This is a genomic window from Streptomyces sp. NBC_01210, from assembly GCF_036010325.1.
GTDB lineage: Bacteria > Actinomycetota > Actinomycetes > Streptomycetales > Streptomycetaceae > Streptomyces.
The window spans coordinates 4,085,704-4,107,451 of the sequence record NZ_CP108549.1 but is presented as its reverse complement, the minus strand read 5'-3'; the positions used below and the strand labels follow the sequence as shown (position 1 = coordinate 4,107,451).

General features: G+C 67.8%; 15 protein-coding genes and 1 pseudogene. 8 read left to right on the top strand and 8 right to left on the bottom strand.

The window, feature by feature from the left end:
• Nucleotides 1-129 precede the first annotated feature (129 nt).
• Both OG735_RS18425 and OG735_RS18420 read right to left on the bottom strand, forming a co-directional pair.
• Complete coding sequence (locus OG735_RS18425) at nt 130-384, bottom strand: DUF397 domain-containing protein (RefSeq protein ID WP_327324285.1); 255 nt, start codon at nt 382-384, stop codon at nt 130-132.
• Nucleotides 381-1,235, bottom strand: a complete 855-nt coding sequence (locus OG735_RS18420; protein ID WP_327324284.1) for a helix-turn-helix domain-containing protein — start codon at nt 1,233-1,235, stop codon at nt 381-383. Before OG735_RS18420 ends, OG735_RS18425 begins: the two co-directional genes overlap by 4 nt.
• Nucleotides 1,236-1,358: 123 nt before the next feature.
• Between OG735_RS18420 and OG735_RS18415 the strand changes: the two are divergent.
• Nucleotides 1,359-1,800: pseudogene (locus OG735_RS18415) on the top strand (ATP-binding protein).
• Nucleotides 1,801-1,868: 68 nt separating this feature from the next.
• Here the strand turns inward: OG735_RS18415 and OG735_RS18410 are convergent.
• Nucleotides 1,869-2,015, bottom strand: a complete 147-nt coding sequence (locus tag OG735_RS18410; protein ID WP_327324283.1) for a hypothetical protein — start codon at nt 2,013-2,015, stop codon at nt 1,869-1,871.
• A gap of 462 nt (nt 2,016-2,477) precedes the next feature.
• Here OG735_RS18410 and OG735_RS18405 point away from each other — a divergent pair, with 462 nt between their 5' ends.
• Both OG735_RS18405 and OG735_RS18400 read left to right on the top strand, forming a co-directional pair.
• Nucleotides 2,478-6,212, top strand: coding sequence for a S8 family peptidase (locus OG735_RS18405; RefSeq protein WP_327324282.1), 3,735 nt, complete (start codon nt 2,478-2,480; stop codon nt 6,210-6,212).
• 140 nt (nt 6,213-6,352) lie between these two features.
• Entirely contained in the window at nt 6,353-7,354 is a 1,002-nt protein-coding gene (locus OG735_RS18400) for a helix-turn-helix transcriptional regulator (RefSeq protein ID WP_327324281.1), read from the top strand.
• Between the two features lie 375 nt (nt 7,355-7,729).
• Here OG735_RS18400 and OG735_RS18395 read toward each other — a convergent pair whose 3' ends face one another.
• Nucleotides 7,730-9,106: a hypothetical protein gene (locus tag OG735_RS18395; protein WP_327324280.1), complete on the bottom strand. Its 1,377-nt coding sequence runs from the start codon at nt 9,104-9,106 to the stop codon at nt 7,730-7,732.
• A 93-nt stretch (nt 9,107-9,199) separates the two neighbouring features.
• Between OG735_RS18395 and OG735_RS18390 the strand changes: the two genes are divergently transcribed.
• From OG735_RS18390 to OG735_RS18370, 5 genes are all read left to right on the top strand, one after another.
• Nucleotides 9,200-9,382, top strand: coding sequence for a hypothetical protein (locus OG735_RS18390; protein WP_327324279.1), 183 nt, complete (start codon nt 9,200-9,202; stop codon nt 9,380-9,382).
• Between the two features lie 85 nt (nt 9,383-9,467).
• Complete coding sequence (locus OG735_RS18385) at nt 9,468-11,045, top strand: hypothetical protein (protein ID WP_327324278.1); 1,578 nt, start codon at nt 9,468-9,470, stop codon at nt 11,043-11,045.
• A gap of 75 nt (nt 11,046-11,120) precedes the next feature.
• Complete coding sequence (locus OG735_RS18380; protein ID WP_327324277.1) at nt 11,121-12,998, top strand: ABC transporter ATP-binding protein; 1,878 nt, start codon at nt 11,121-11,123, stop codon at nt 12,996-12,998.
• 406 nt (nt 12,999-13,404) lie between these two features.
• Nucleotides 13,405-14,346, top strand: coding sequence for a hypothetical protein (locus OG735_RS18375; RefSeq protein WP_327324276.1), 942 nt, complete (start codon nt 13,405-13,407; stop codon nt 14,344-14,346).
• A 50-nt stretch (nt 14,347-14,396) separates the two neighbouring features.
• Nucleotides 14,397-14,984, top strand: coding sequence for a Uma2 family endonuclease (locus OG735_RS18370; protein ID WP_327324275.1), 588 nt, complete (start codon nt 14,397-14,399; stop codon nt 14,982-14,984).
• Nucleotides 14,985-15,058: 74 nt separating this feature from the next.
• On the opposite strand, the gene OG735_RS41965 is transcribed toward OG735_RS18370, so the two are convergent.
• The 4 genes from OG735_RS41965 to OG735_RS18350 all read right to left on the bottom strand — a co-directional run bounded on the left by OG735_RS41965 (nt 15,059) and on the right by OG735_RS18350 (nt 21,711).
• Nucleotides 15,059-15,196: a hypothetical protein gene (locus tag OG735_RS41965; protein ID WP_442812449.1), complete on the bottom strand. Its 138-nt coding sequence runs from the start codon at nt 15,194-15,196 to the stop codon at nt 15,059-15,061.
• 661 nt (nt 15,197-15,857) lie between these two features.
• Nucleotides 15,858-20,585: a putative T7SS-secreted protein gene (locus OG735_RS18360; RefSeq protein WP_327324274.1), complete on the bottom strand. Its 4,728-nt coding sequence runs from the start codon at nt 20,583-20,585 to the stop codon at nt 15,858-15,860.
• Nucleotides 20,585-21,232 carry a hypothetical protein gene (locus tag OG735_RS18355; protein ID WP_327324273.1) on the bottom strand — a complete coding sequence of 216 codons (648 nt, stop codon included), beginning with the start codon at nt 21,230-21,232 and terminating at the stop codon, nt 20,585-20,587. Before OG735_RS18355 ends, OG735_RS18360 begins: the two co-directional genes overlap by 1 nt.
• Nucleotides 21,229-21,711, bottom strand: a complete 483-nt coding sequence (locus OG735_RS18350; RefSeq protein WP_327324272.1) for an SseB family protein — start codon at nt 21,709-21,711, stop codon at nt 21,229-21,231. Before OG735_RS18350 ends, OG735_RS18355 begins: the two co-directional genes overlap by 4 nt.
• Nucleotides 21,712-21,748: the final 37 nt, after the last annotated feature.

Below are 21,748 nucleotides of genomic sequence, written 5' to 3'. Positions count from 1 at the left end.
GGCGGGGAGCAGGGCGGCGCCGGGCACGGCGGCGACGGTCAGTAGGGCGATGGCGATCAGTCGTAATGTGGTCACGTGGCCCGAGCTTGCCGACAGGTCGCCGCCGAATCAGTCAGACACGCAGGGACCTCAGCCGGTCGGGTGTCGCCGCGCGTAGGAGACGAAGGCGGACCAGCTGTTGGCGGCGACGGCGAGTTGGGGGCCTTCGGTGACCTTGGAGTCCCGGATATGGATGGCTGAGGGGCAGGCGGCGACCTCGACACAGTCGCCGCCTTCACCGCCGCTGTAGCTGGACTTGCGCCAGTCGTAGGCGACTTCGACGCAAGTGCCACCTTCGGCACCGCTGTAGCTGCTCTTGAACCAGTGGAGTTGCTCGGTGCTCATCGTTCTCCCAGCATCTTCTCGATGAAAGCCAGTGACTCCCGGGGCGTGAGAGCCTGCGCCCGGATAATCCCATAGCGTTCGGTGAAGACATGGACCACCTCCGGATCGGTGATCAACCTGGGGTGTCCGTAGATCTCCATGTACGCAACCTGCTGTCGTCCCTTGGGAGTCAGTAGGGTGAACGCGCCGTCCATCGCTGAGTGTTCCTCGCGATCAGTCGGCATCACCTGGAGCTCTACAGTCCGCATACGTCCGATGCGCAATAGCCTTCGCAACTGGTGGGCGTGGACCGTCCGTCCACCGAGCGGCCGTTGCAGCACGGCTTCTTCGAGCACATAGCTGGAGGTCGGTGCAGGCCAGCGCTCGAAGATCTGCTGACGGGCCAGTCGGTCCGTCACCCGCTTTTCGATGGTCGCCTCGTCCAGCAGAGGTCGCCGCTGAGTGAAGAGCGCCCGTGCGTACTCCTCGGTCTGCAGGAGCCCAGGCACGGCTTGGTTGCTGTACTCGTGCAGTGCGACGGCCTCTGCCTCGGCCTTCGCGAAGTCGCGGAACCAATCCGGATGCCGGGTCCGGGACTTCGCCTGCGCCTCTCGTACGTCCTCCACCGCCGCCTTCAGCACGCCCCCGGCGGCCAGCAACTCATCAGCCCGCACCAGGAAATCGGGCTGCGGTGTCCGCACGCCCCGTTCCATCGCGGAGATCAGGTCCTCCCCGCAGTGCGCCGCCACCCCCAGCTCCCGCTGGCTCATCGAGGCGTTCTCCCGCAGCACTTTGATCTGCTTGCCGAGAGCGCTGAAGAGATGCGCCGTCCCGTCCACTTCGGCCGGCCGCTCCGGCCGCTCTTCCGTCATGCCGTACCGCCTTCTCGGTCACGGCCGACATTCCGTACAGCCCGCCGCCCGTACCCGTACAGTTACCCAGCGTCGCGATCTCGCTCCTGGTCAGGGTACGGCGAACCGACCACGCTCAGTGACATGAAAGCCGAAACCGCCGCCCCCACCGCCGAGTTCACCCAGCGCTTCAGTGCCACGCGGAGGGGCGCCCGCCTGGCCCGTCACCTCGCGGTCCACCAACTCGACGGCTGGGGCATCTCCGTACGGGAGCGACCTCTCCGACTCGGCCGGTCTGATCGTGGCCGAGCTCGCGACGAACGCGGTCACCCATGCCCGCGTCCCGGGCCGTGACTTCGAGTTGCGCCTTACGCTCTGCCCGACGACGCTCCGCATCGAGGTTTCGGACGCCCGTGCAGACCGCGAACCGGCCCCGAGGCCCCCGACCCCCGACTCGGAGACGGGCCGCGGCCTGCTGCTGGTCGAGGCACTCGCCACGACGTGGGGCACGGCCGACCGTGTCGTCGGCAAGACAGTCTGGGCGGAACTGGTGCTGCGGCAAGCCGACTTGACGGTGTCTCACTGAGGCTCAGCGCGACGGCCTGCCGGGCGAACCGGCAGGCCGTCACAGAATCCCGCGGACCGAGGCGTTGTCTACGGCGCGAGCCACTCCGCCTGGAGCTGCGGAGCGAGATAGGTCGCTCCAGCAAACAGGCTGTTCGAAGTGGCGTTGTTTCCGGTGGTCTGGAAGACGTTGAGGGAGATCACGTCACCGGCATCCAGCTGAACAATCGTGGACACCTCCTGCGAAGTCCCAAAACCGACCAATCGGGCAGGGTTCCGAGCCGCGCCCGCATAGGCGGAAGCCCGCCAATCGCGCACCGGCCGCCGACGCGGAACCCCGGCGTGGCCGCCCGTGTAGTTCGATCGCCCCGTCGGTCATCACCCGCCCGTCGGCGGTTCATCGACCGCGCGACGCGTTGCGTAGGTGGCTAAGTCGACCTGTGTGAACAGGGGGCGGAGCTGTCGATATGTCGGGCCGGCCGTGACCGGCCGGACAACTCCCAACAGAATCAAGGCCGTCACCTGGCGGCGAGCGGTCGACAAGGGCTTCGCGCTGCAACCGCTGATTGAATGCCCACGTCTGAAAAGTGCAACTTTGCCTGAACGTACATGGTTTGCGGCTGGCAAGTCCTTGCCATGGCGAGGACTTGCCGTCATCCGGCCTTCACGTCGGCGTGAACTGGCCGATAGACCCATGGCATGTTCTCCCCCTCTCAGTCTTCCGCCTTCCGGCGCAGGCGCTGGCAGCTGATCTCGGCCGCCATCGCGGTGCCGCTGCTGGTGTCGGGGCTCGCAGTTCTGGAAGCGCCCGCACATGCCGCCCCGAGCAAACCCACCGTTCCCGCCAAGCCCTCGGCGACCCACAAGGTCACCCTGGTCACCGGCGACGTCGTCACGGTCACCACGACGGCCGACGGCAAGCAGATCGCCGACGTCGACCGGCCGGACACCGCTGTCGGCGGCGTGAAACTCCAGGAGATCAAGGGCGACCTGTTCGTCATCCCGGACGAGGCGGCGCCGCTGCTGGGCACGGACAAACTGGACCGACGGCTGTTCAACGTCACCGACCTGATCGAGATGGGCTACGACGACGCGAAGTCGGCCGCGGTACCGCTGATCGCGACGTACGCCCAGCCGAAGTCCCGCGCGGCCGTGGAGCCGACGGCCCCCCGAGGCAGCAAGCTGACCCGCAAACTCAAGGGCATCCGCGGTGCCGTGCTCAGCACCGAGAAGCGGCAGGCCCGCACCTTCTGGACCACCGTCGCGCCGCAGGGCAGCGCGACGTTGGGCGCGGGTGTGGCGAAGCTGTGGCTCGACGGTCGCGTGAAGGCCAACCTGAAGGAGAGCGTGCCGCTGATCGGCGCGCCCGAGGCCTGGGCGGCCGGCTACACCGGCAAGGGCGTCAAGGTCGCGGTGCTCGACACCGGCATCGACGTCAACCACCCCGACTTCGTCGGCCTGATCGACGGCACGGCCAGCTTCGTGCCGGGCGAGGGCGTCACCGACATCAACGGGCACGGCACGCATGTGGCCAGCACGATCGTCGGTTCGGGCGCCGCCTCCGGAGGCGACAACAAGGGCGTCGCCCCCGGCGCCGACCTGTTCGTTGGCAAGGTGCTCAGCGGCGCGGAGGGCTACGGCCAGGACTCCTGGGTCATGGCCGGCATGCAGTGGGCCGCCGAGTCCGGTGCGGACGTCGTCAACATGAGCCTCGGCGACTCCTACCCGACGGACGGCAGCGACCCGATGTCGCAGACGGTCGACGCGCTGTCCGCGCAGTACGGCACGCTGTTCGTCATAGCCGCCGGCAACGCCGGCCCGGAGAGCATCTCCACCCCGGGCGCGGCCGCCTCGGCGCTGACCGTGGCCGCCACGGACAAGCAGGACCGGCTCGCGTCCTTCTCCAGCACCGGCCCGCTGGCCTACTCCGGCGGCATGAAGCCGGACATCGCGGCGCCCGGCGTGGACATCACCGCGGCCCGCTCGCAGGAGATGACCGACGGTGGTGAGGGCCTTTACCGCACCCTCAGCGGCACCTCGATGGCCACCCCGCACGTGGTCGGCGCGGCGGCGATCCTGGCCCAGCAGCATCCGGACTGGACCGGCGCGCAGCTCAAGGAACACCTGATGAGCACCGCGAAAGGCCTGGACGGCGGGTATTCGCCGTACGAGGTCGGCACCGGCCGTGTCGACGTGGCTGCCGCCGTGCGCACCACGGTCCGCGGCACCGGATCGCTCTTCTTCGGCAACCACACATGGCCGCACGAGCCGAGCGACGTCCCCGTCACGAAGGACCTGACCTTCACCAACACCGGGTCCGCCGACGTCACGCTGAACCTGGCACTGACCGAGGACGGCGGCCCGTTCACGCTCGGAGCCACCACGGTGACCGTCCCCGCGGGTGGCACTGCCGCCATACCGGTGACCGGTGACCCGCGAACCGCTTCGGCAGGCCGGCACGTCGGCTATGTGACAGCCACCGACGCGGCCACCGGACAGCCGGTGACCCGCACATCCGTGGCGCTGCTCAAGGAGGAGGAGCGCTACGACCTGAACATCAAGCTGGTCGGCCGGGACGGCAAGCCCGCCGCCGGCTGGGTCGGAATCAACCTGGCCGGCGACGGCTGGCCGTGGTCGGTCTACGTCGACGGCTCGACCACCATGCGCATGGCACCGGGCCTGTACACCGTCGCGGGGTACATGGACGTGGCCGGCGAGAAGGCGGACCGCTCGGGTCTGGCCGTGCTGGTCGACCCGGAGATCGTGCTCAAGGACGGCTCCGCGGACGTGGTGCTGGACGCGAGCAAGGCGCGCCTGCTGCAGACCGAGGCGCCGCAGCACACCGAGGACCGCCAGCGCAAGGTCGACTTCAACGTCCACTACAAGGGCCTCGACCCGTTCATGGACTACCGCAGCGCGTACGAGCCGTCGCCGGCGTACGACGACGTCTACGTCGCGCCGACGAAGCCGATGACGCAGGGCGACTTCATGCTGATCACCCGCTGGCGCATGGGCGAGCCGCTGCTCAGCCTGAGCGCGCTGGGCGGCCTGGTCCGCTTCGACACGCTGGTGCAGGCGGGCAGCGCCCTGGGCACCGCCACGGACAGGCTGGACGCGGTCCACGCGGGCAAGGGCGCGACGGCCGACTACAAGAAGCTCAAGGCCAAGGGCAAGGTCGTCGTCATCGAGCGCAGCGACGACGTCTCGCCACAGGAGCGCACGGAGGCCGCGGTCGCGGCCGGCGCGAAGGCGCTGATTGTGGTCAACGACGGTGTCGGTGGCCTGATGGAGTACGTCGGCGGGTCGACCATCCCGGTCGCCACCGTGCACCGCGACGCGGGCAAGAACCTCATCGCGATAGCCAAGGTTGGCACCTTGAAGCTGACCGTGAAGCAGACCGAGTACACACCGTTCGTCTACGATCTGACCCGCAACTACCCGGGCCAGGTGCCGGACCGGGCCCTGCTCTACCAGCCGAGCCAGCGTGACCTCGCCAGAATCGACGCCCGCTACTACAACGCGGGCGAGGCCGGCGCGGGCTCCGGCTACCGTTACGACCTGACACTCAGCCCGTCGTTCGGCAGTCATGAGCAAGAGTGGCACCCGGGCACCCGAGTCGAGTGGGTCAGCCCCGACCAGGTCTGGTTCGAGGGGCACGCCCAGAACGTCTACAGCGAGCTGCCTTGGGTGATGGTCGCGGGCGAAAACACGTATGCCAAGGGCAGCACCACCCGTCTGGACTGGTTCGCTCCGGCGACCCGGCCCAGCCACAGCGAGTCCTTCGGGGTGTACAACTCCCGCTGGCAGAACTACATGACCTGGAACGTGCAGGCGTGGGCATCCTCCAGCGACAAGATGCGGCTGGGCGGCTTCCTGCCGTGGGGTGAGACGCCGACGCACACGCAGGTGTTCCAGGGCGACACGCTGATCCACGACAACCGGTTCAGTACGGACATGCAGTGGAAGGAGGTGCCGGCGGGCAACCTGCCCTACCGTGTCCTGCTCGACGCGGAGCGGCCCGGTGACGTCTTCCGGCTGTCGACCCGCACCCACACCGAGTGGACTTTCATGTCCGACACCGTCGACTCGGACGTCTTCGAGCCGTTTTCGGTGCTGAACCTGGACTACAAGCTGGAGTCGGATCTGCACGGCGACGTCAAGGCAAACGCGACCCAGCAGATCGCGCTCAAGCCGGTGTCGATGGACCTCGGCACCGTGCCGGGCACCGTCACCAAAGTGAAGCTGGACGTCTCGTACGACGACGGCGCCACCTGGCAGAAGGTGACCCTGACCAAGGGCGCCGACGGCTACTGGACGGGTTCGTTCAGGACGGCGAAGAAGCCCGGCGGCTTCCTCTCGGTCCGCGCGAGTACCGAGACGGACAGCGGCTTCGGCGTCAAGAACGAGATCATCCGGGCGTACGGCCTGCGATGAACCGCACGGTCGGCCCCGGGTACGCATCCGCGTGCCCGGGGCCCTTCCCGTCACACCCGCTCCCACCAGGGGCTATTCAGGGTCTGCCGCCATGACGCATACTCTCCCCGCTGCGGCAAGCGGAAGAGAGTCGGTCGCTGATGCTGGATGTTCTGGGCCTCGAACCCGATGACGAGCGCGTCTACCGGGCGCTGCTCGGACGGTCGAACTCCACTGCGACGCTGCTGCTGTCGGATCTGCTCGCCCTGCCGCAGGTCCACGTCGACAAGGCCCTGTCCCGCCTGGTCGGGTGGGGACTGGTGATCAGGTCGGCGGATGAGCAGTTCACCGCCGCGCCGCCGGCCATGGCGCTCGGCGCTCTCATCAGCCAGCGCCGAGACGGGCTGCGCATGGCTGAGCAGGCACTGGTGACCTTCGCCGAGGAACACCGGGCGGCGATGACCGGGAGCAGCATCAGCGATCTGATCGAGGTTGTCACGGGCGTCGACGCCATCCGCCATCGCTTCCTACAGGTGCAGCAGGCAGCCCGCACGCAGGTCCGCACCTTCATCACCGCACCGTTCGTCGCCGTGCCGCCCGACGAGAACACGGCCGAACCCGTGGCCATCGGCCGCGGCGTGCACTTCCGGGCGGTACTGGACCGGGCCGTGCTGGCAGAGCCGGGCATCATCACCGATGCGATCGATTCGCTGCGCAACGGCGTGCAACTGCGTGTCGCCGACCAGCTGCCGATGAAACTCGTGCTGGCCGATGCCGATCTCGGCCTTGTCCCGCTCACGGTCACACCAGCCGGAGAGCCCGGCGCCGTGCTGCTGCACCGCAGCGGCCTGTTGGACGCGCTGTTCGAGACGGTATGGCGCACCGCCCACCCGCTCGAGCTGTCGGGCGCCCGTGGAGAAGCCGAAACCACCGTCGGGCTCGGCGCGGAAGGCCCCACCGACCTCGACCGGAGAATCCTCGCGCTACTGATGGCCGGCCTGACCGACCAGACGGCCGCGACACAGCTGGGCCTGTCACCGCGCACGCTGCACCGACGCCTGCGCCACCTCATGGACATAGCCGGAGTTCGGACCCGGATGCAGCTTGGCGGTCACGCCATCCGACACGGCTGGGTCGAGCCATCGGTGCCGAGCGAGACGTAACGGCGCCGCCCGCGCCAGCCGCGAACCGGCCCCGAGGTCGCCGACCCCACGGCTCGGAGACGGGCCGTGCCTCTTGCTGGTTGATGCGCTCGCCACGATCTGGGGCGTGGCCGACCGCGTCATCGGCAAGACGGTCTGGGCCGAACTGGCCCCGTCGTGAGCCGACTCAATGCGCCCGAGCGGCCGCCCACATGCTGACGCTCCATCGAACTAATCGACATGTCCGGATGGGGCGATATCCGTCCGCAGGTGCGTACGCGGAGGCGCGCGCTCTGGGCGCGGAGCAGCACGCCCGTGAGTCACCCAGATGTCCGGTCAAGGGCCCGGAGTCTGCCGGTTGCTGCACGCGCGTCGATGCCAGCCGGCGTACGGTCGTTAGCGGTGATGAACCAGGAAGACGCGGGCGCGCTCGTCCAGTTCGACAGCACACCTGACCCCGCGGGCACGGTACGGACGCAGGTCTCCCCGCAGCGAGCGGACGGCCTTGAGAGTGCGGGTGGACCTCACCCCGGCCATGGTGTCGATCGCCCTGCTCCAGGTGGCGCACGCCTGCTCGATGCCGCCCTGCTTGGCCTGCTGCTCGGCCTGAGCGACCAGGTCGAGGGCGATGATTCGCGCGTACGTCGTCCCCGGTCGGCTGGCGGCCGCGGTGGCGTACTGGCGGGCGGCGTTGTGTCGGTCGCCGAGCGTCTCGAAGACCTTCGCCGTACGGGAGTAGACGGTGGCCGCCGGTGGCCCCCACACCAGCGCCCAGAACGGCACCTCGTCGTCGGCGCCCGCCGCGAGCGCGGCGTGGGCGCGGTCGACGTCGCCGATGGCCGCCTGGCGCTGGCCGGCCTTGGCGAGCGCGTGCGCGTGGGTGACGGCGAACAGTGCCTCGACCTGCGAGTCGACCCGGCCCTTGGCCCGGCCCCAGCCGGTCTCGGCCAGCGCCAGGCAGTGCTCGGGGCGGTGCAGTTTCATGCCCTGCTGAGACATGGTCCGCATCACGAACCCGTCTTGACCTGGGATTCCGGAATCCCGGGCAAGCCCCAGCGACTGCATGTAGTACCGCTGCGCGAGGCCCTGCTCCCCGCTGTCGTACGCCTTCCAGCCGCAGAGGTGGGCTGCGGCCGAGGCGACGGACAACGCCTCGGCGCGGGCCTCTTCGCTGCCGAAGCGAGCCCGGCACAGGTCACGGACGTCGGTGATCAGGTACTGCACGAACGCGGCGCGACCGTGCTGGCCGCCGTGGCGCTCGTCCATGTCCATGAAGAGACGGACCATGTCTCGGACGGCGGCGACGTCGGCGTGCCCGGCGAGGGCGCCGCCGCTGACCGTGCGGGTGCGGGCGGCGGCTTCCTGGACAGCTTCCAGCGGGAGAACGGCAGCAGCCATGGAGTAGGCGGAGGTGGCGAGGAAACGGCGTCGGTTCACGTCAGCGCTCCCGATGGCTGTCAGCGTCTGGATGGAATCGAAGTCCAGTGTCAGACCGATGCTGTCATCTTCGCCGCCGACTGGGGAGCCGAGTCCGAGGTCTTCGTGGGTGATCCGCCGTCCCAGGCGGCGGGAGAGCGCCTCGGCCAGGTATCCGGGGGTTTGCCCGTCCGGAACCGCGCCGAGGGTCCAGTGGTGGACGGCCGACTTATTGGTCCCCAGCCTCTGGCCGCTCTCTAGCGCGACGGCCTTCACGGCGCGGGCGGTGCCGTCGTAACTCAGCCCGGATTCCTCGATCAGAGCCTTGAGCTGGTCGTTCGCAGTGCGCTGGGTCATGGGGCTGCCCCTCGTATACCCGATATACGGCTCCGCGTGCTCCGCACGGTACCGCTCAACTCCCTTGCCCAGTTCACTGATTGATGAAGCCCGGTGACGTTCCGTCCGCCGGGTTCGGTCAAGTGGAACGGGATCGCTATGAAGGACCAGGCGCGTCCGTGGGAGTCCGTGTTCGCCGGCCCGGAGATCACCGCCGTGCCGGGCGATGAGGGCCGCTTCGAGGAGAAGGCCGCGGACACCCCTCGGACCAGGGCCGGTTCGAGGACTGACGGCTGATCGCACAGCGCCACCGGAGCCCGCGCATGGCCGAGACCCGCGCGGGCTCCGTCGTCTTGTCGCCCAACTTCACGAGGAGCCAGACATGCTGATGTGCTCGGTCAACCTGCGCACCGCCTCGGGGCCGTGGCAGTGGCGCGGCGAGGAGACGGGCTGGATTCGGGGTGAGGATCGTATCCGCCCGCTGTCCCATCTGGCGCTGGAGGCGCGGGCGGTCACCGACGGCGTCAGAACACTGACGGTGGTGCGTGAGCGGGCTGCGGGGCGGGCGTCGCTGCTGCGGTCGACCGGTCCGGCCCGGGTGGACGAGACCGTGTACGAGCGTGCCGTTCAGGAATGCCGTACCTGGCCGCTGCAGGGGATCTGGATCGAGGCAGGCCCGGCGGGAGTGCGGCTGGAAACGGGACTGGGCGGGGTGTGTCCTCTCTACCTCACGCACACGAGGGGGAAACTGACCGGCTCGTGGCAGCTGATGGACCTGCGTGAGCGGCTCACCCCCGCCGTCCTGGACGAGAAGGAGGTGATGCGGCTACTGATCGGCCGGCCCCGCTACGGGCACGACACGCTGTTCACCACCGTGAAGCGGCTCTCCGAGCACTCCATCGCGTACGCGGATGCCGAGGGCCTGCGCATGGTCTACCCGGCCGCCGCCGAGCACGCCCTGCCCTCCGAACTTGCCGAGCATACCGACGGAGAGGCCCTGGTGGACGCCTTCGAGGCGCTGGTCGACCACGTCCTCGCGCGCCGCCCCCTCGCTCCCGGCCGGACAGCGGCCCAGCTCTCGGGCGGCATGGACTCCACCAACCTTGCCATCTCGCTCGCCCTGGCCCACCCCGGGGCGATCACACCGTGCGCGATGCTGATCGGCGGCGAGGCCGGAGGGCAGCAGACGGCACGGCGCCGCACGGTGATCGACTACTTCGGCTTCGCCGTCGACGCGACGGTGGGCGCCTCGGCGTATCCGCCGCTGTCCGCGGGCGGCCTGCGCCGGTCAAGGGCCGAGGCGGTCAGCCCGCTGGACGAGCCGCATTTGGAGGCAGCCGATGCGCTCGCCCAGGCCCTGCGAGCGCGCGACATCGCCACGGTGGTGTCCGGGTTCGGCGGCGACGAAGTCGCCCGCGTCAGGCGGCCCGAGGGAAGGGCTATCCCTGCGCCGTCCGCTCCCGCCTGGTGCGGCGAGCGCGTCCGCGAGCTGCTCGGTGAGGTCAACACCGGCATCGCTCCGCCCACCGTGGCGCCGGAGACGGCCCTGGTTGCTCTGGAGGTCGCGACCCCGCTGCTCGCGCGCCGTGGCTTGTGGACCGTCGCCCCGTTCACCGATGCTGAGATGGTCCGCTTCGGCCAGCGCCTGCCGCTTGAGTGGAAGAAGGACAAGCGCCTCCTGCACCAGCGCCTGGCGGTCCGGGGCCTGCCCGACGAGGTGGTAAACCCCGTACTGCGGGAGAACTTCGGCCACTTGATGAATCGCGCCGTGCACGAGTACGGCACCGGGTTGTTAAGAGGCTGGGGGAAGGACCTGCACCTCATCGACCAGGGCTATCTCGACGCCGGTTTGCTCGCCGAGACGGTCGAGCGGGCCGCACTGAGCCCGGACGAGACGGCGCCTTATCGCACGGGGCTGTTCCTGATCACCGCCATCGAACTGGCCCTTCGGGCCCTGTAGACATCCTGTCCACCACGCGGGCGACTTCGGCTCAATCGGCCCTCCTGCCCTGAAGAACGCACCAAGATGAGGCGGGTGACGCAGTCCTCACCCGCCCCGAAACCCTCCGGCTCCCCGCAGCAGGTCGGCTACCAGGGCGACCCACGCTTCGAGGACATTGCGAACGCCTCCTGGTGGCACATGGCCGCTCGCCTCCCACTCACCCTCGCCGCCGCCGTACGGCTCGGCTGGGCCGCCGACCGGTCCGCGATGCTCTGGCTTGCCGTCTGCCAGCTGGTCGTTGCGGTCTCTTCCGCTGTCGCGCTCGCGGCCCTGCCCGGCGCGATGAACCATCTCTTCGCCGCCGGCGCGGTCGCCGACCGGGTGAGCGCTGCCACCGGCGCGCTGATCGTGGTCGCGGTCGCCACCGGGGTGCGGGCCGGGGCCGACGCTCTCGCCGTCTACGCCTCCGCCCGCCTCTCGCCCGAGGTCGCCACCGAGGCCGACCTCCAGATCCTGGCGGCCACCCCGGAGGTGGAGCTGGAGGCGTACGACCGGCCCGGCTTCACCGACCGTCTCCAGGCCGCCGGTAAGGGCGCCGAGGCGACCGAAAACCTCATTGGCGACGCCCAGGCCCTCGTCTCCGCCCTCGCCCAGCTCGTCGCTGCGGCCGGGGTACTGACGGTGCTTCATCCGCTGCTGCTGCCATTGCTCGTGCTGGCGGTGGTGCCCAAGGGCGCGGCCGCCATCACTACCGCACGCATTCAGCACCACGCCGACTACCAGAACATCTCGGACAACCACCTGCGCTACCTGGTGCGGTACTACTCCACCAACCAACGCACCGCCGCCGAGGTCCGAGCCACCACCATGGCCGCCTTCCTCTCCAACTGGTACCGGCAGATCACCGACCGGATCAAGGCCACTCACCGCCGTGCAGCCCCGCGTGTCCTGCGCGTCACCCTGCTCGGCGCGAGCATCAGCGGATTGATGCTCGCTTTCACCTGGATCGCACTGGGCTGGCTGGCGGCCACCGGCCGGACGGACCTGGCTGTCGCCGCCACGGCCGTGGTGGCCGTACGCACTTCGACCGGCGCCCTGACCTCGCTGGTGATGTCTGCAGCAAGGCTGTTCCGTACGTCGCTGTACCTGGAGGACTGGCAGTCGTTCCTGCGCCGGGCGAACGCCCTGCGTGCCGAGCGTGGGACCACGAAGGTCCCGGCAAGTGCCCCCGCCGTGATCCGCGCGGAGAACGTCTCCTACGCCTACCCCGGCGCCGATACCCAGGCCGTCGACAGCGTCAGCCTCACCCTCCGCCGGGGCGAACTGATCGCGCTGGTCGGCGAGAACGGCTCCGGCAAAACCACCCTGTCGACCCTGCTCACGGGGCTCCGGGTGGCCAACAGCGGCACCGTCACCTGGGACGGGGTGGACCTGGCCGAGGCCGACCCGCACAGTGTCTGGCCGCGGGTCGGCCTCGTGCCGCAGGACTACACCCGCTGGCCCATGGACCTGCGGGCCAACATCCACCTCGGCCAGCCACGCACCGAGGACGACGCCCTGCTCCTGGAGGCCGCTCGGGCGGCCGGCGCGAACAGCATCATCGCCAAGGTCCCATATGGGCTGGACACCCTGGTCGCGAGCTCCAACTGGGGCGGCACCGACCTGTCGGGCGGGCAGTGGCAGCGCATCGCGGTCGCCCGCGCCTTCTACCGAGATGCTGTCGTGTTGATGCTGGACGAGCCGACCAGCGCCATGGACCCGCGCGCCGAACACCTGGTCATCAGCCGCTTCAAGGAACTCGCCGCCGGGAAGGCGGCCGTTTTCGTCACCCACAACCTGGAGAACGCACGCATCGCCGACCGCATCATCGTCCTCGACGGCGGCCGGGTGCGCGAAGAGGGCACGTGGCAGGAACTTATGGATCTTGGCGGGCTCCTCGCCGAGCTCTACAAGCTCTCCCAGGATCGGTGATCCCGGCACAGGCACCTGCGGAGCCGTGTGGCCGCCGCCTCCATCGCGACGCCGCAGCCCACGAGCACGTGAAGGGTTCGCTGTCCCAGACGGGTTCCGGCGGAAGCAATTTAAAGGTCATCTGGGACTGAGCCAGGAACCGCGCGGCTACTCATCCTGCTATCCAGAGGCCATCGAGCCGCAGGCTTCGAGCTCCGAGCTCCGAGCCCCCTTTGTGAGGAATGGTTGGTGGATTGAACCCACCCACCCTCCCCAACTGCCCCGATGTCCACAAGAGTTGACTTTCGGTGTTCAACTTGCCACGCGCTGTCATATGCCTCTAGCGTTCGCAGCAATAAACAACCCCGACCGGTGTTAGCAGCACCAGCCGGGGTCTGACCTCCAAGATCGAAAAGGCGCCGATCTCGTGGCTTCTCTCAACTCTAGCCGTGCCCTGCCCACGCCCGCACACCCCATGGCCAGTCCGGGCTACGGCAAGCGTCCCGCGCCCGATCAATCCCCGCGTCGCAAAGGCGACTTCGCACATCTGCTCAAGCGGGAAGCGGCCGTCGCCGCGTTCATCGACCGCCTCCCCGAGGGCGCGGCGATGGACCACAAGACCCTTGCCAAACACATCGCCGACTACGGTCAGGCGGCGATCCGCAGCGCACTCAAGGCACTCACGAACGCGGGCCATCTGCGCCGGATCAAGGAGCAGGTGGTCCGTGACGACGGAGTGCGCTGGGTGACGCGTACGTACTGGTCGCGTACCGCCCGCAGTGCCGCCTGGTGGCAGGAGTTCTGCCGGAGCGTACGGGGCGTGATGCTCGACGCCCCTGATGACGCCCCGGACGATGCGCCGACTGTCACGGAGCCGGCCGCTACCGATCCGGCCGCCGCCGAGCCCGCACCGCAGCGCACCACCGCCTACCGAACCCTCGCCGCCCTCGGCCGTACCGACCCCCGGATGACCCTCTCCGCCGCCGACTGCGAGCGGCTGGAACCCCTTGCCGCGACCTGGCTGGAGTACGGCGCGAGCGTGAAGCACCTGATCAATGCCCTCACTTACGGACTGCCCGACGCGATCCACAACCCGGCGGGGATCGCGAAACGACGACTGGAGGACAAGATGCCGCCCAAGCCCGCCCGCGAGCCCGAGACCGTGCTGCGCAGCGTCATGGTCTGCATGTTCTGCGACACGACCGAGGAGGACGAGCCGCTCATCAACGGGATGTGCGAGGCCTGCCGCAGCGAGGACGAGGACGACATCCCGGCCACTTTCCGCCCCGGCCCGCGCCCGGCGGACGTGGCCGCGCACGCCGACGCCGCACGCATGGCTGCCGGGCTGGCCCCGAGGAGTCGTGCATGAGCGTGCGGGATGCGCCGGTCAGGGCACCATGGAGGGGAGGAGGCGACGCCATGACCCCCAGGACCACCCCCCGGCCGTCCCGGCCCCAGATGTCGGTCGAGGAGTTCGAGGAACTCGCCCGCCGTTCGCCAGAGATGGTGCGGCTGGAGTTCATCTTGGGAAAGGTCCAGGTCAAGCCCGTGCCGGACGGCGTCCACGGAGCCATCGTGATGTGGCTCCTCGAACAGTGCATGCAGCGCCTGCCCGATCATCGCCTCTACCCCGAGCAAGGCCTGAAGGTCGAGAAGTATCGCAGGGGGCGGGCCCGTCCGGACGGCACTCTCGCGCCTATCGACCACTTCGTTCTGCAGGGCGAGTGGGCGGCGCCCGACGGCGTCCTGATGACGGTCGAGGTCACCTCGCGCGACCCGGACACCGACATGCGCGACCGCGTCGAGAAGCCCGACGGCTATGCGGCAGCCGGTATCCCGGTCTACCTCCTCGTCGACCGTGAGACCCACGCGGTCACCGTCCACGCCGAGCCCGAGGGCGGCTCGTACCGAAGCATCACCACTCGCTCCTTCGGTGCTGTTGTCGAGCTCCCGGACCCGGTCGGGATCACGCTGGAGACGCAGAAGCTCAAGGACTACGCCGACTGAATGTCGTCTGACGCTCAGAGACATGAAGGCCGCAACCGCCACCCCTGCGGCCGAGTTCACGCAGCACCTCGCGGTCACGCGGCAGCGGCGCATGCCTCGCCCGTCAACTGGCCGACTATCAACTCGACGGCTGGGGAGTCCCGTACGGCAGTGACCTCTCTGACTCCGCGGCCCAGGTCATGGCGGAACTCGCGGCGAACGCGGTCACCCACGCCGACCCCGAACCCTGCCCGCTTAGCCAGCGGTGGACCCCTCGGCCAGTGCTCGGAAGTCATTCAAGGCGCCAAGATAGTCCGTTGCTGGCCCATGTGGTCAAGACCGTCACACCTTGTCCGTCGCCCAGTCGACACCTTCGCCGACCTTCTCCTTATACGCCCAGCGGCAATGGACTCGGCCTCGAATATTATGTGAATTCGTGAGTCACGATCCAGTCTTCGTCGTCCTCGAGCGAAACGGCGCACAAGCGTTTTCCGTCCAGGGAGACCGCAATAAACTCTCGGCGTCCTGTGGCGGAAGCTATCCGCGAAGGAAGTCGGTCAGCGACATTGTCTCGCACATGAATCCATCCCCTGGCCTCACTGCCGGGATTTGATGGGCGCAGGAGAAACCTGCAGTCGTCAGAGTACAATCCCATTCTTGTGACCTGCTCCTGCCAGCAGCGGTCCACCTCGGCGGCGACATTCGGTACCGAGTGTGAGACAGCGACTGTCGGCTGAACGTAACCGCCTGTTACGGCAAGGACTGCGGTTAGTGGAGCTGGGGCGCTTGACGGCAGATCGCCTTCAATCACTACGAGACCGTGCTCTTCCAGGTGAGAAAATAGCTCACTGTCGCTGAATCTCATACCGGGGTCCACTCCAGAATTTTCATCGTTCATCGAGATCCCCATCCTTCCTCGTAGAAAAAGTGATGGTCCCCGCCGGGCTTATTTATTTTCCCGTACCGTTCCCAAGTGTCCGTATATCGAAAATGTTCACCGGGTGAATTGTCCCACCCAAAGTTTACCTCAGTGCGGTTGGAGCCTTGTTTCGGCATTCCGGCGTGGAAGTGTGGGCCCGCTTTATCGAAAGTGTGCTCCACCACTACTCGGGATCCGTGTTCGGTTTCAAATTGCCGGAACCGGCCCCAATGGGCTTGTTGATCCGAATAGAAATAGCCCGGCATGTGGGCCTTGCGGACATCTCCGGTGACGGCCCATTCGGCATCAGGCTTGGTGCCATAGGGGACCCCAGCGGCTTCGAATGCGGCGCGTTCTGCATCCTGCCGATGTTTGAAGGGGTTGGTTTTCTCGCCTTTGGGAGGGCAGTCGTCCGGTGCCAGCCCTAGTGGGTCGGCCCACGTGTGGGGATTGTGGACGTATGCCGAAGGGTTGGAAGCCGGTCCGAGGCCGAGTGGGTCCGAAGTGAGGTAGCGGGCAGTTTCCGGGTCGTAGTGACGGAAGTAGTTGTAGTGCAGGCCTGTTTCCGGATCAAAGTACTGGCCCGGGAAGCGGAGCGGGGTGTATGCCGTGCTCGTGGTTGCCCACGTTGTCGTACCCCACAGTGTGCTGCGCGTGTGCCAAGCAAGCGCGCCCGACTCGTCGATGAGTTCGCTCGGGGTTCCGACCAGGTCGGTGATGATCGAGAAGAAACGCTCGTCGATGGCCTGCTGCGGGGCGTCCGCCCCGAGGATGCGTTCCGTCTGGGCAAGCGGACGCAGACCGTCGTGGTCCCAGGTGAGCGTGACCGGATTCGGCAGTGTCTCGCTCTCGGTGGTCTGCTCGCAGAGGGTTACGCCGTCCCAGGTGAAGACCACCTGCTCCAGGATCGTCTGGCCATCATCGCCAAGGCGACGCTTGGCGATGCGGCGGCCCAGCGCGTCGTACAAGTAGCGCCACACCGCACCATCCGGCGTGGTCACGGCCGTCAGCCGGTCTTCTGCGTCCCACTCGTACCGCCAAGTGTCCGGCTTGCGCGAGAGACGAGTCTTCTGGCGGAGCACGATCCGGCCCTGCGCATCATGCTCGTAGCGCACGTTTCCGGCTCGGTTGATGTGTGTGCCCGTGTAGGCGCGCGTCCCCGTGGCCTCCTGGCCAGGGTGCGGAGCAGGCCACGACGCCTCGGTCTGGTTGCCGGCCGTGTCGTACGCGTACCGTTCCGTCCAGTTCGTCGCGTGGACCGTCGTGACCCGGCCTGCCGCGTCCAGGTCGAAGCTCCTGGCACCCGAGAGCTGGTCGTCGATGGCGACGAGATTACCGTCCGCTCGGTATGTGTAGCCGCGACGCTGAAGATCGCGTCCCTGACCGATGACATGTTGGTCGGTGAGGCGGCCCATCGCGTCAAAGGCATGCCGGACCGTGAGCGTCGCGCCTATGTGGCGGGCCAGCTCCCTGCCCGCGGCGTCGAGTTCGAAGGTGAGTGTGCGGCTCGACGTCGTGAGTTCGGTGCGTCGTCCTGCTGCGTCATACGTCCACGTACTGACAACCCCGCTCGGCGTCGTCCTGCCTGTCCGGCGGCCAACGGCATCGTGCTCAAAGGTGATCTTGCGACCGTCCACGGTCTCGGACTTGAGGCGTCCGAACCGGTCACGCAACTGGAGCAGCGTTGCGTCCGAGTTCGTCGCTATCGCCAGTTCATCGAAGATGTCGTACTCGAAGGTGGTGACCGCACCTTCGGCCTCCTTGCGGAGGGGCTGGTCCAGAGGGTTGTACTCAAACCTGGTCGTCTGGCCTGCCCCGTTGGTCCGGCTGACCAATCGGCCGGCCGGGTCGTACCTGTACGCGAGTCTGCGGTCATCGAAGTCGGTCTCGGATATGAGGCGTCCGGCCGGGTCGTATTCGTAGCTCCAGGTCAGCCCCTGCGGGTTCGTGACTTGAGTCAGCAGGAGATTGGAGTCATGGCTGAACTCGTACCGCACGCCGTCCGGCCCGGTACGGGCCACCAGCAGGTCGAAGTCCGCGTACTCGCAGGTGGAGACGCCACCCACGGCATCGGTGTGCGACAGACAGTTGCCTTCGCCGTCGTAGACCCAGGACTGCTCGCTGCCGTCCGGCTCGATGCGCCGCGCGAGTTTGCCGTTAACGGTCCACTCAAGGCGCGTGACTGCGCCGAGCGGGTCGGTGATGGCGACAGGACGGCCGAAGGCGTCGCGTCCGTACTGCGTCGTCGTACCCAGCGGGTCGCTGATCTCGACCGGCAGCCCCGCCTTGTTGCAACGCACGGAAGAGCTGTGGCCAAGTGGGTCCGTCACCGATGTGAGGTGTCCCGCTTCGTCGTACGAGAACCGCGTTGTTGCCCCCGACGCGTCCGTCACCGACGTGCGGTTGCCCCGCTCGTCATACGTCTGCCGCGTTACCGTCCCGCCCGCGCCGGTAACGCGCACCGGAAGTCCCAACTCGTCGTAATCCGCATACACCTCCCGCCCGTCGGGACGCACAACCGTAGTCGGGCGGCCCGACTCGTCATAGGTCGAACGGCTCACGTGACCGAGTGGATCCGTCACCGACAGCAGCCGGTTGTAGCGGTCGCGCTCGAACCGCGTGACGGCGCCGTTCGCGTCGATCTCGGCGACGACCTGGACCCGGTCATTGACGAGGAATCGCTCAGTGTGGCCGAGCCCGTCAGTCACCGACGTGATGCGAAGGCCGCTGTCCGGGTCGGTGTCGTCCCAGGTGAAGCGGGATTCGAGGTGCCCGTTTGCCCCGGACTGGAAGACGCATCGGTCGCGGTCGTCGTAGACGTAGTCGAAGTGGCTGCCGTTCGTGTCGGTCCAGGACGTGATGCGGCCGTGCTCGTCGTAGCCGAAGCGCATTGGGCGGCCCGAGGAGTTGGTGATCTCGGTGAGGTGGCCGTCGGCGTAGCCGTAGCGCAGGATCTCCTGGTCGGTGCCGTCGGGAGCCGCCGAAGCCAGGTGGAGGGCGGTGATGCGGCCCTCATCGGTAGTGAGCTTCAGGTGGTAGCCACCGTGGTGCGCGATCGCGGTCGGCGTGCCGATCTCGTCGTACTCGAAGGCGATCCAGCGGCCGTTGCGATCGTCGATCTGGACCAGCAGCGCCAGCTCGTCCGTATTGGCCGCGAAGTGCCAGAGCTGACCAGTGTCGGGGTTCGTGACCGTGTAGTCCCCATCGGCGTCGCGGTCCAGGGGCCAGCGCCGGCCGTGCGTGGGCATAACCGGGACGCCGGGTGCTGGATGCGGATACGCCAACAGGCTCCCGTCCTCGCAGACGAACACCACGCCCTCGGAGTCGATCTCCAGGCGCTGGTCAAGCGTGCTCGCCCAGGTCGGGCCGAGCCAGCCGCCCGCGCGGTACGAGGACTCAAAGGTGCGCCGGAAGACAAGCGGGAGTGAGCCGGGCAGGGCGATGTCCGTCTGCGGGAGGATCATCCGACCTGTCGCGACATCGACCGGGTCCTTCTTGCACTTCTTCTCCCCTTCCTCGCGGCTGGTGTCGTTGGGGTCCTTCTCGTGGCCGTCGCGGCCCTTCCCGCGCGGGTGCTCAGCAAAGTCCTTCGCGCCGGTTCGCAGCAGCCCCTTGAGGCTGCCCGCGCCCTTGGTGCCGATGAGCTCGGGGACGAACCGGCCAAAGAACTCGGACGGGTCGCCCTTCGCCGCATCCCACGCGTTCTTCAGCGCACGGTCCGGGTTGACGGCGGTGGAAGCCAGCCCGGCGAGCGTCATGTTGAGGCCCTTGTAGTACTCGGCCGGGTGCGTCAGGTTGTACGGGTCCATCGGGTCCACCGACCGGACGAAGTTGAGCAGGCCCGCAGTGCCCTTGGCGACGCCGCCGGCGAAGTGCGTCAGCTCGAAGCTCTGGCCCAGGCTGTAGTCCATGAGCTCGAGATTGAGCTTCTCGCGGCCGGTGGGTTCCTTCGGAGCGTGCGCCATCGCTGCCGTCACAGCCGTCTTCGCCGTCTCGGCTGCTTCGTTGCGGTGGTGGCGGGCTTCTGTGAGGATCTCTCGCGCCCGCTCCCGCTTGGCTTCGCCCGGATCGGAGAGTTCACCGGGGTCGGGCAGCGGGTGGTCGCCATTACGGGCGGCGTTGTAGGCGTTGACTTTCTTGTTGTACTCCTCGGTTGCCTTCTTCGAGGACTCGTCGCCCTCCTTGTACAGGGCGATCGCTTCCCTGGCCTTGTCCTGCGCGCTGGTGATCGACTTGGAATACGTCTCCAGTGCCTTGGCGGCGTCCTCGAAGGCGTCCGCCGCGTGCAGCCAGTCGGTGGGCAGGGTGGAGAACTTCTCCCGGAAGGTGTCGGCCGCCTCGCCCTTCCAGTGACTGGAGTCGAGCTTCTTCATCCCGCCGCCGACCAGGTCGAACGCCTTCTGGAAGTCCCGCAGGTTCTTCACCGACTCGGCGATCTTCCCGGGGTTGCCGTGGATCAGCTCGTTCGCTTCCTCGGTCTCGCCGAGCTGCTGCTCACCGACTTCTGCGCCCAGGGATGAGGCGGTGCGATCGCCCCAGTCCTCGACCACGTCGGCCATCGTGTGCTGGCCCATGTGGTCAAGTCCGTCACCGACCTTGTCCGTCGCCCAGTCGACGCCTTCGCCGGCCTTCTCCTTGGCCTTGTCGATCCCGTCGCCTACGGCGTCGATGCCCTCGTCGACCAGCTTTCCCCAGTCCGGCATCAGCCGTGCTCCCCCCACCGCGGCTGCTCAGCCTGCGCGATCGTCTCCTCCGACGGATCGAACACCTCGCGCATCTGCTTGTCCGTCTTATCACGCAACTCCGGGTCGATCAGACCGGAGCGCTCCGCGGAGTCCAGCCCCGCGTCCATCACGTCGTACCCGGTGTTCTTCCAGGTCTTGTTGACCTCTTTCTGGGCCTCCGAGAAGGACTCGGCGCTCCAGGTCGCGCCGTCGTACGCGGACTGGGTGCTGATCTTGTCCCAGCTCATGCCCTTGACGTCGTCCTCGCTCAAGTGCGGGTTCCCGTTCACCGAGTTCACGCCGATCTTGATCGAGTCCTTGATGTACTGCTCCTGCTCGGCGTACGAGCCGGCCGACAGACCCACCCCCAGCGCAAAGCCATTCCCGCGCAAGGTCAGCGCGCGTACGCCCCACTCCCAGCGATCACAGAACGTCTGGAACTCCGCGGCCAGTTCGCCGTGCCCCAACTCCAGCCCCGACAAAGCAACATCCGAGAAACCTCGCCCGGTCGATGCCTCGCCGATCATCCCGAGGTCCTTCAACTCGGCATGCGCCAGATTGATGCCGTTCGCGATCTCGGCCAGCGCCGCTGCCGGTGCCGCGAGATCAGGATCGCTGCCAGTCATTCCATCGCCCCGAGGCCTACCGCCGCGGCGTCGGGCACGATGCCCTGGACGGGCGGGAACAGCATGCCTTCGTCACTGCCTGCGTCGAGTGCCACGCCTGCCGGCCCCGGCAGCATCGGCACCATCACATCCAGCAGCCGCGCGCCCAGGATCGTCTGGTACGTCCACTCCCGTTCGGCGTTCCCCTGCGCACGTGCAAACCGTGCCAGCGCCTCTTCGTCCGAGAACGCGCAGATCCAGCGAACCCCGCCCTGGTCCGCGGTCCACAGGCTCCCGTACGCATCGAACGGCACCAGTACCGCAGTACGCCGGAATTCCCCGAGCAATACTGCAAATTCCCTGCGAGCCCGAGTAAGTTGATCCTCGGCGGGAACCGTTGGCGCAGTCCCTACGGCAGTTGAATCTGGTACCGAATCGGCCAAATCCGTCAGCCGCAAGGGCTGTTCGGGCTCCGATATGCCGTCCCCGTTGCTGGTCATGCACGGCATGTTGCCACGAACCAGTTTTCGAATGCAA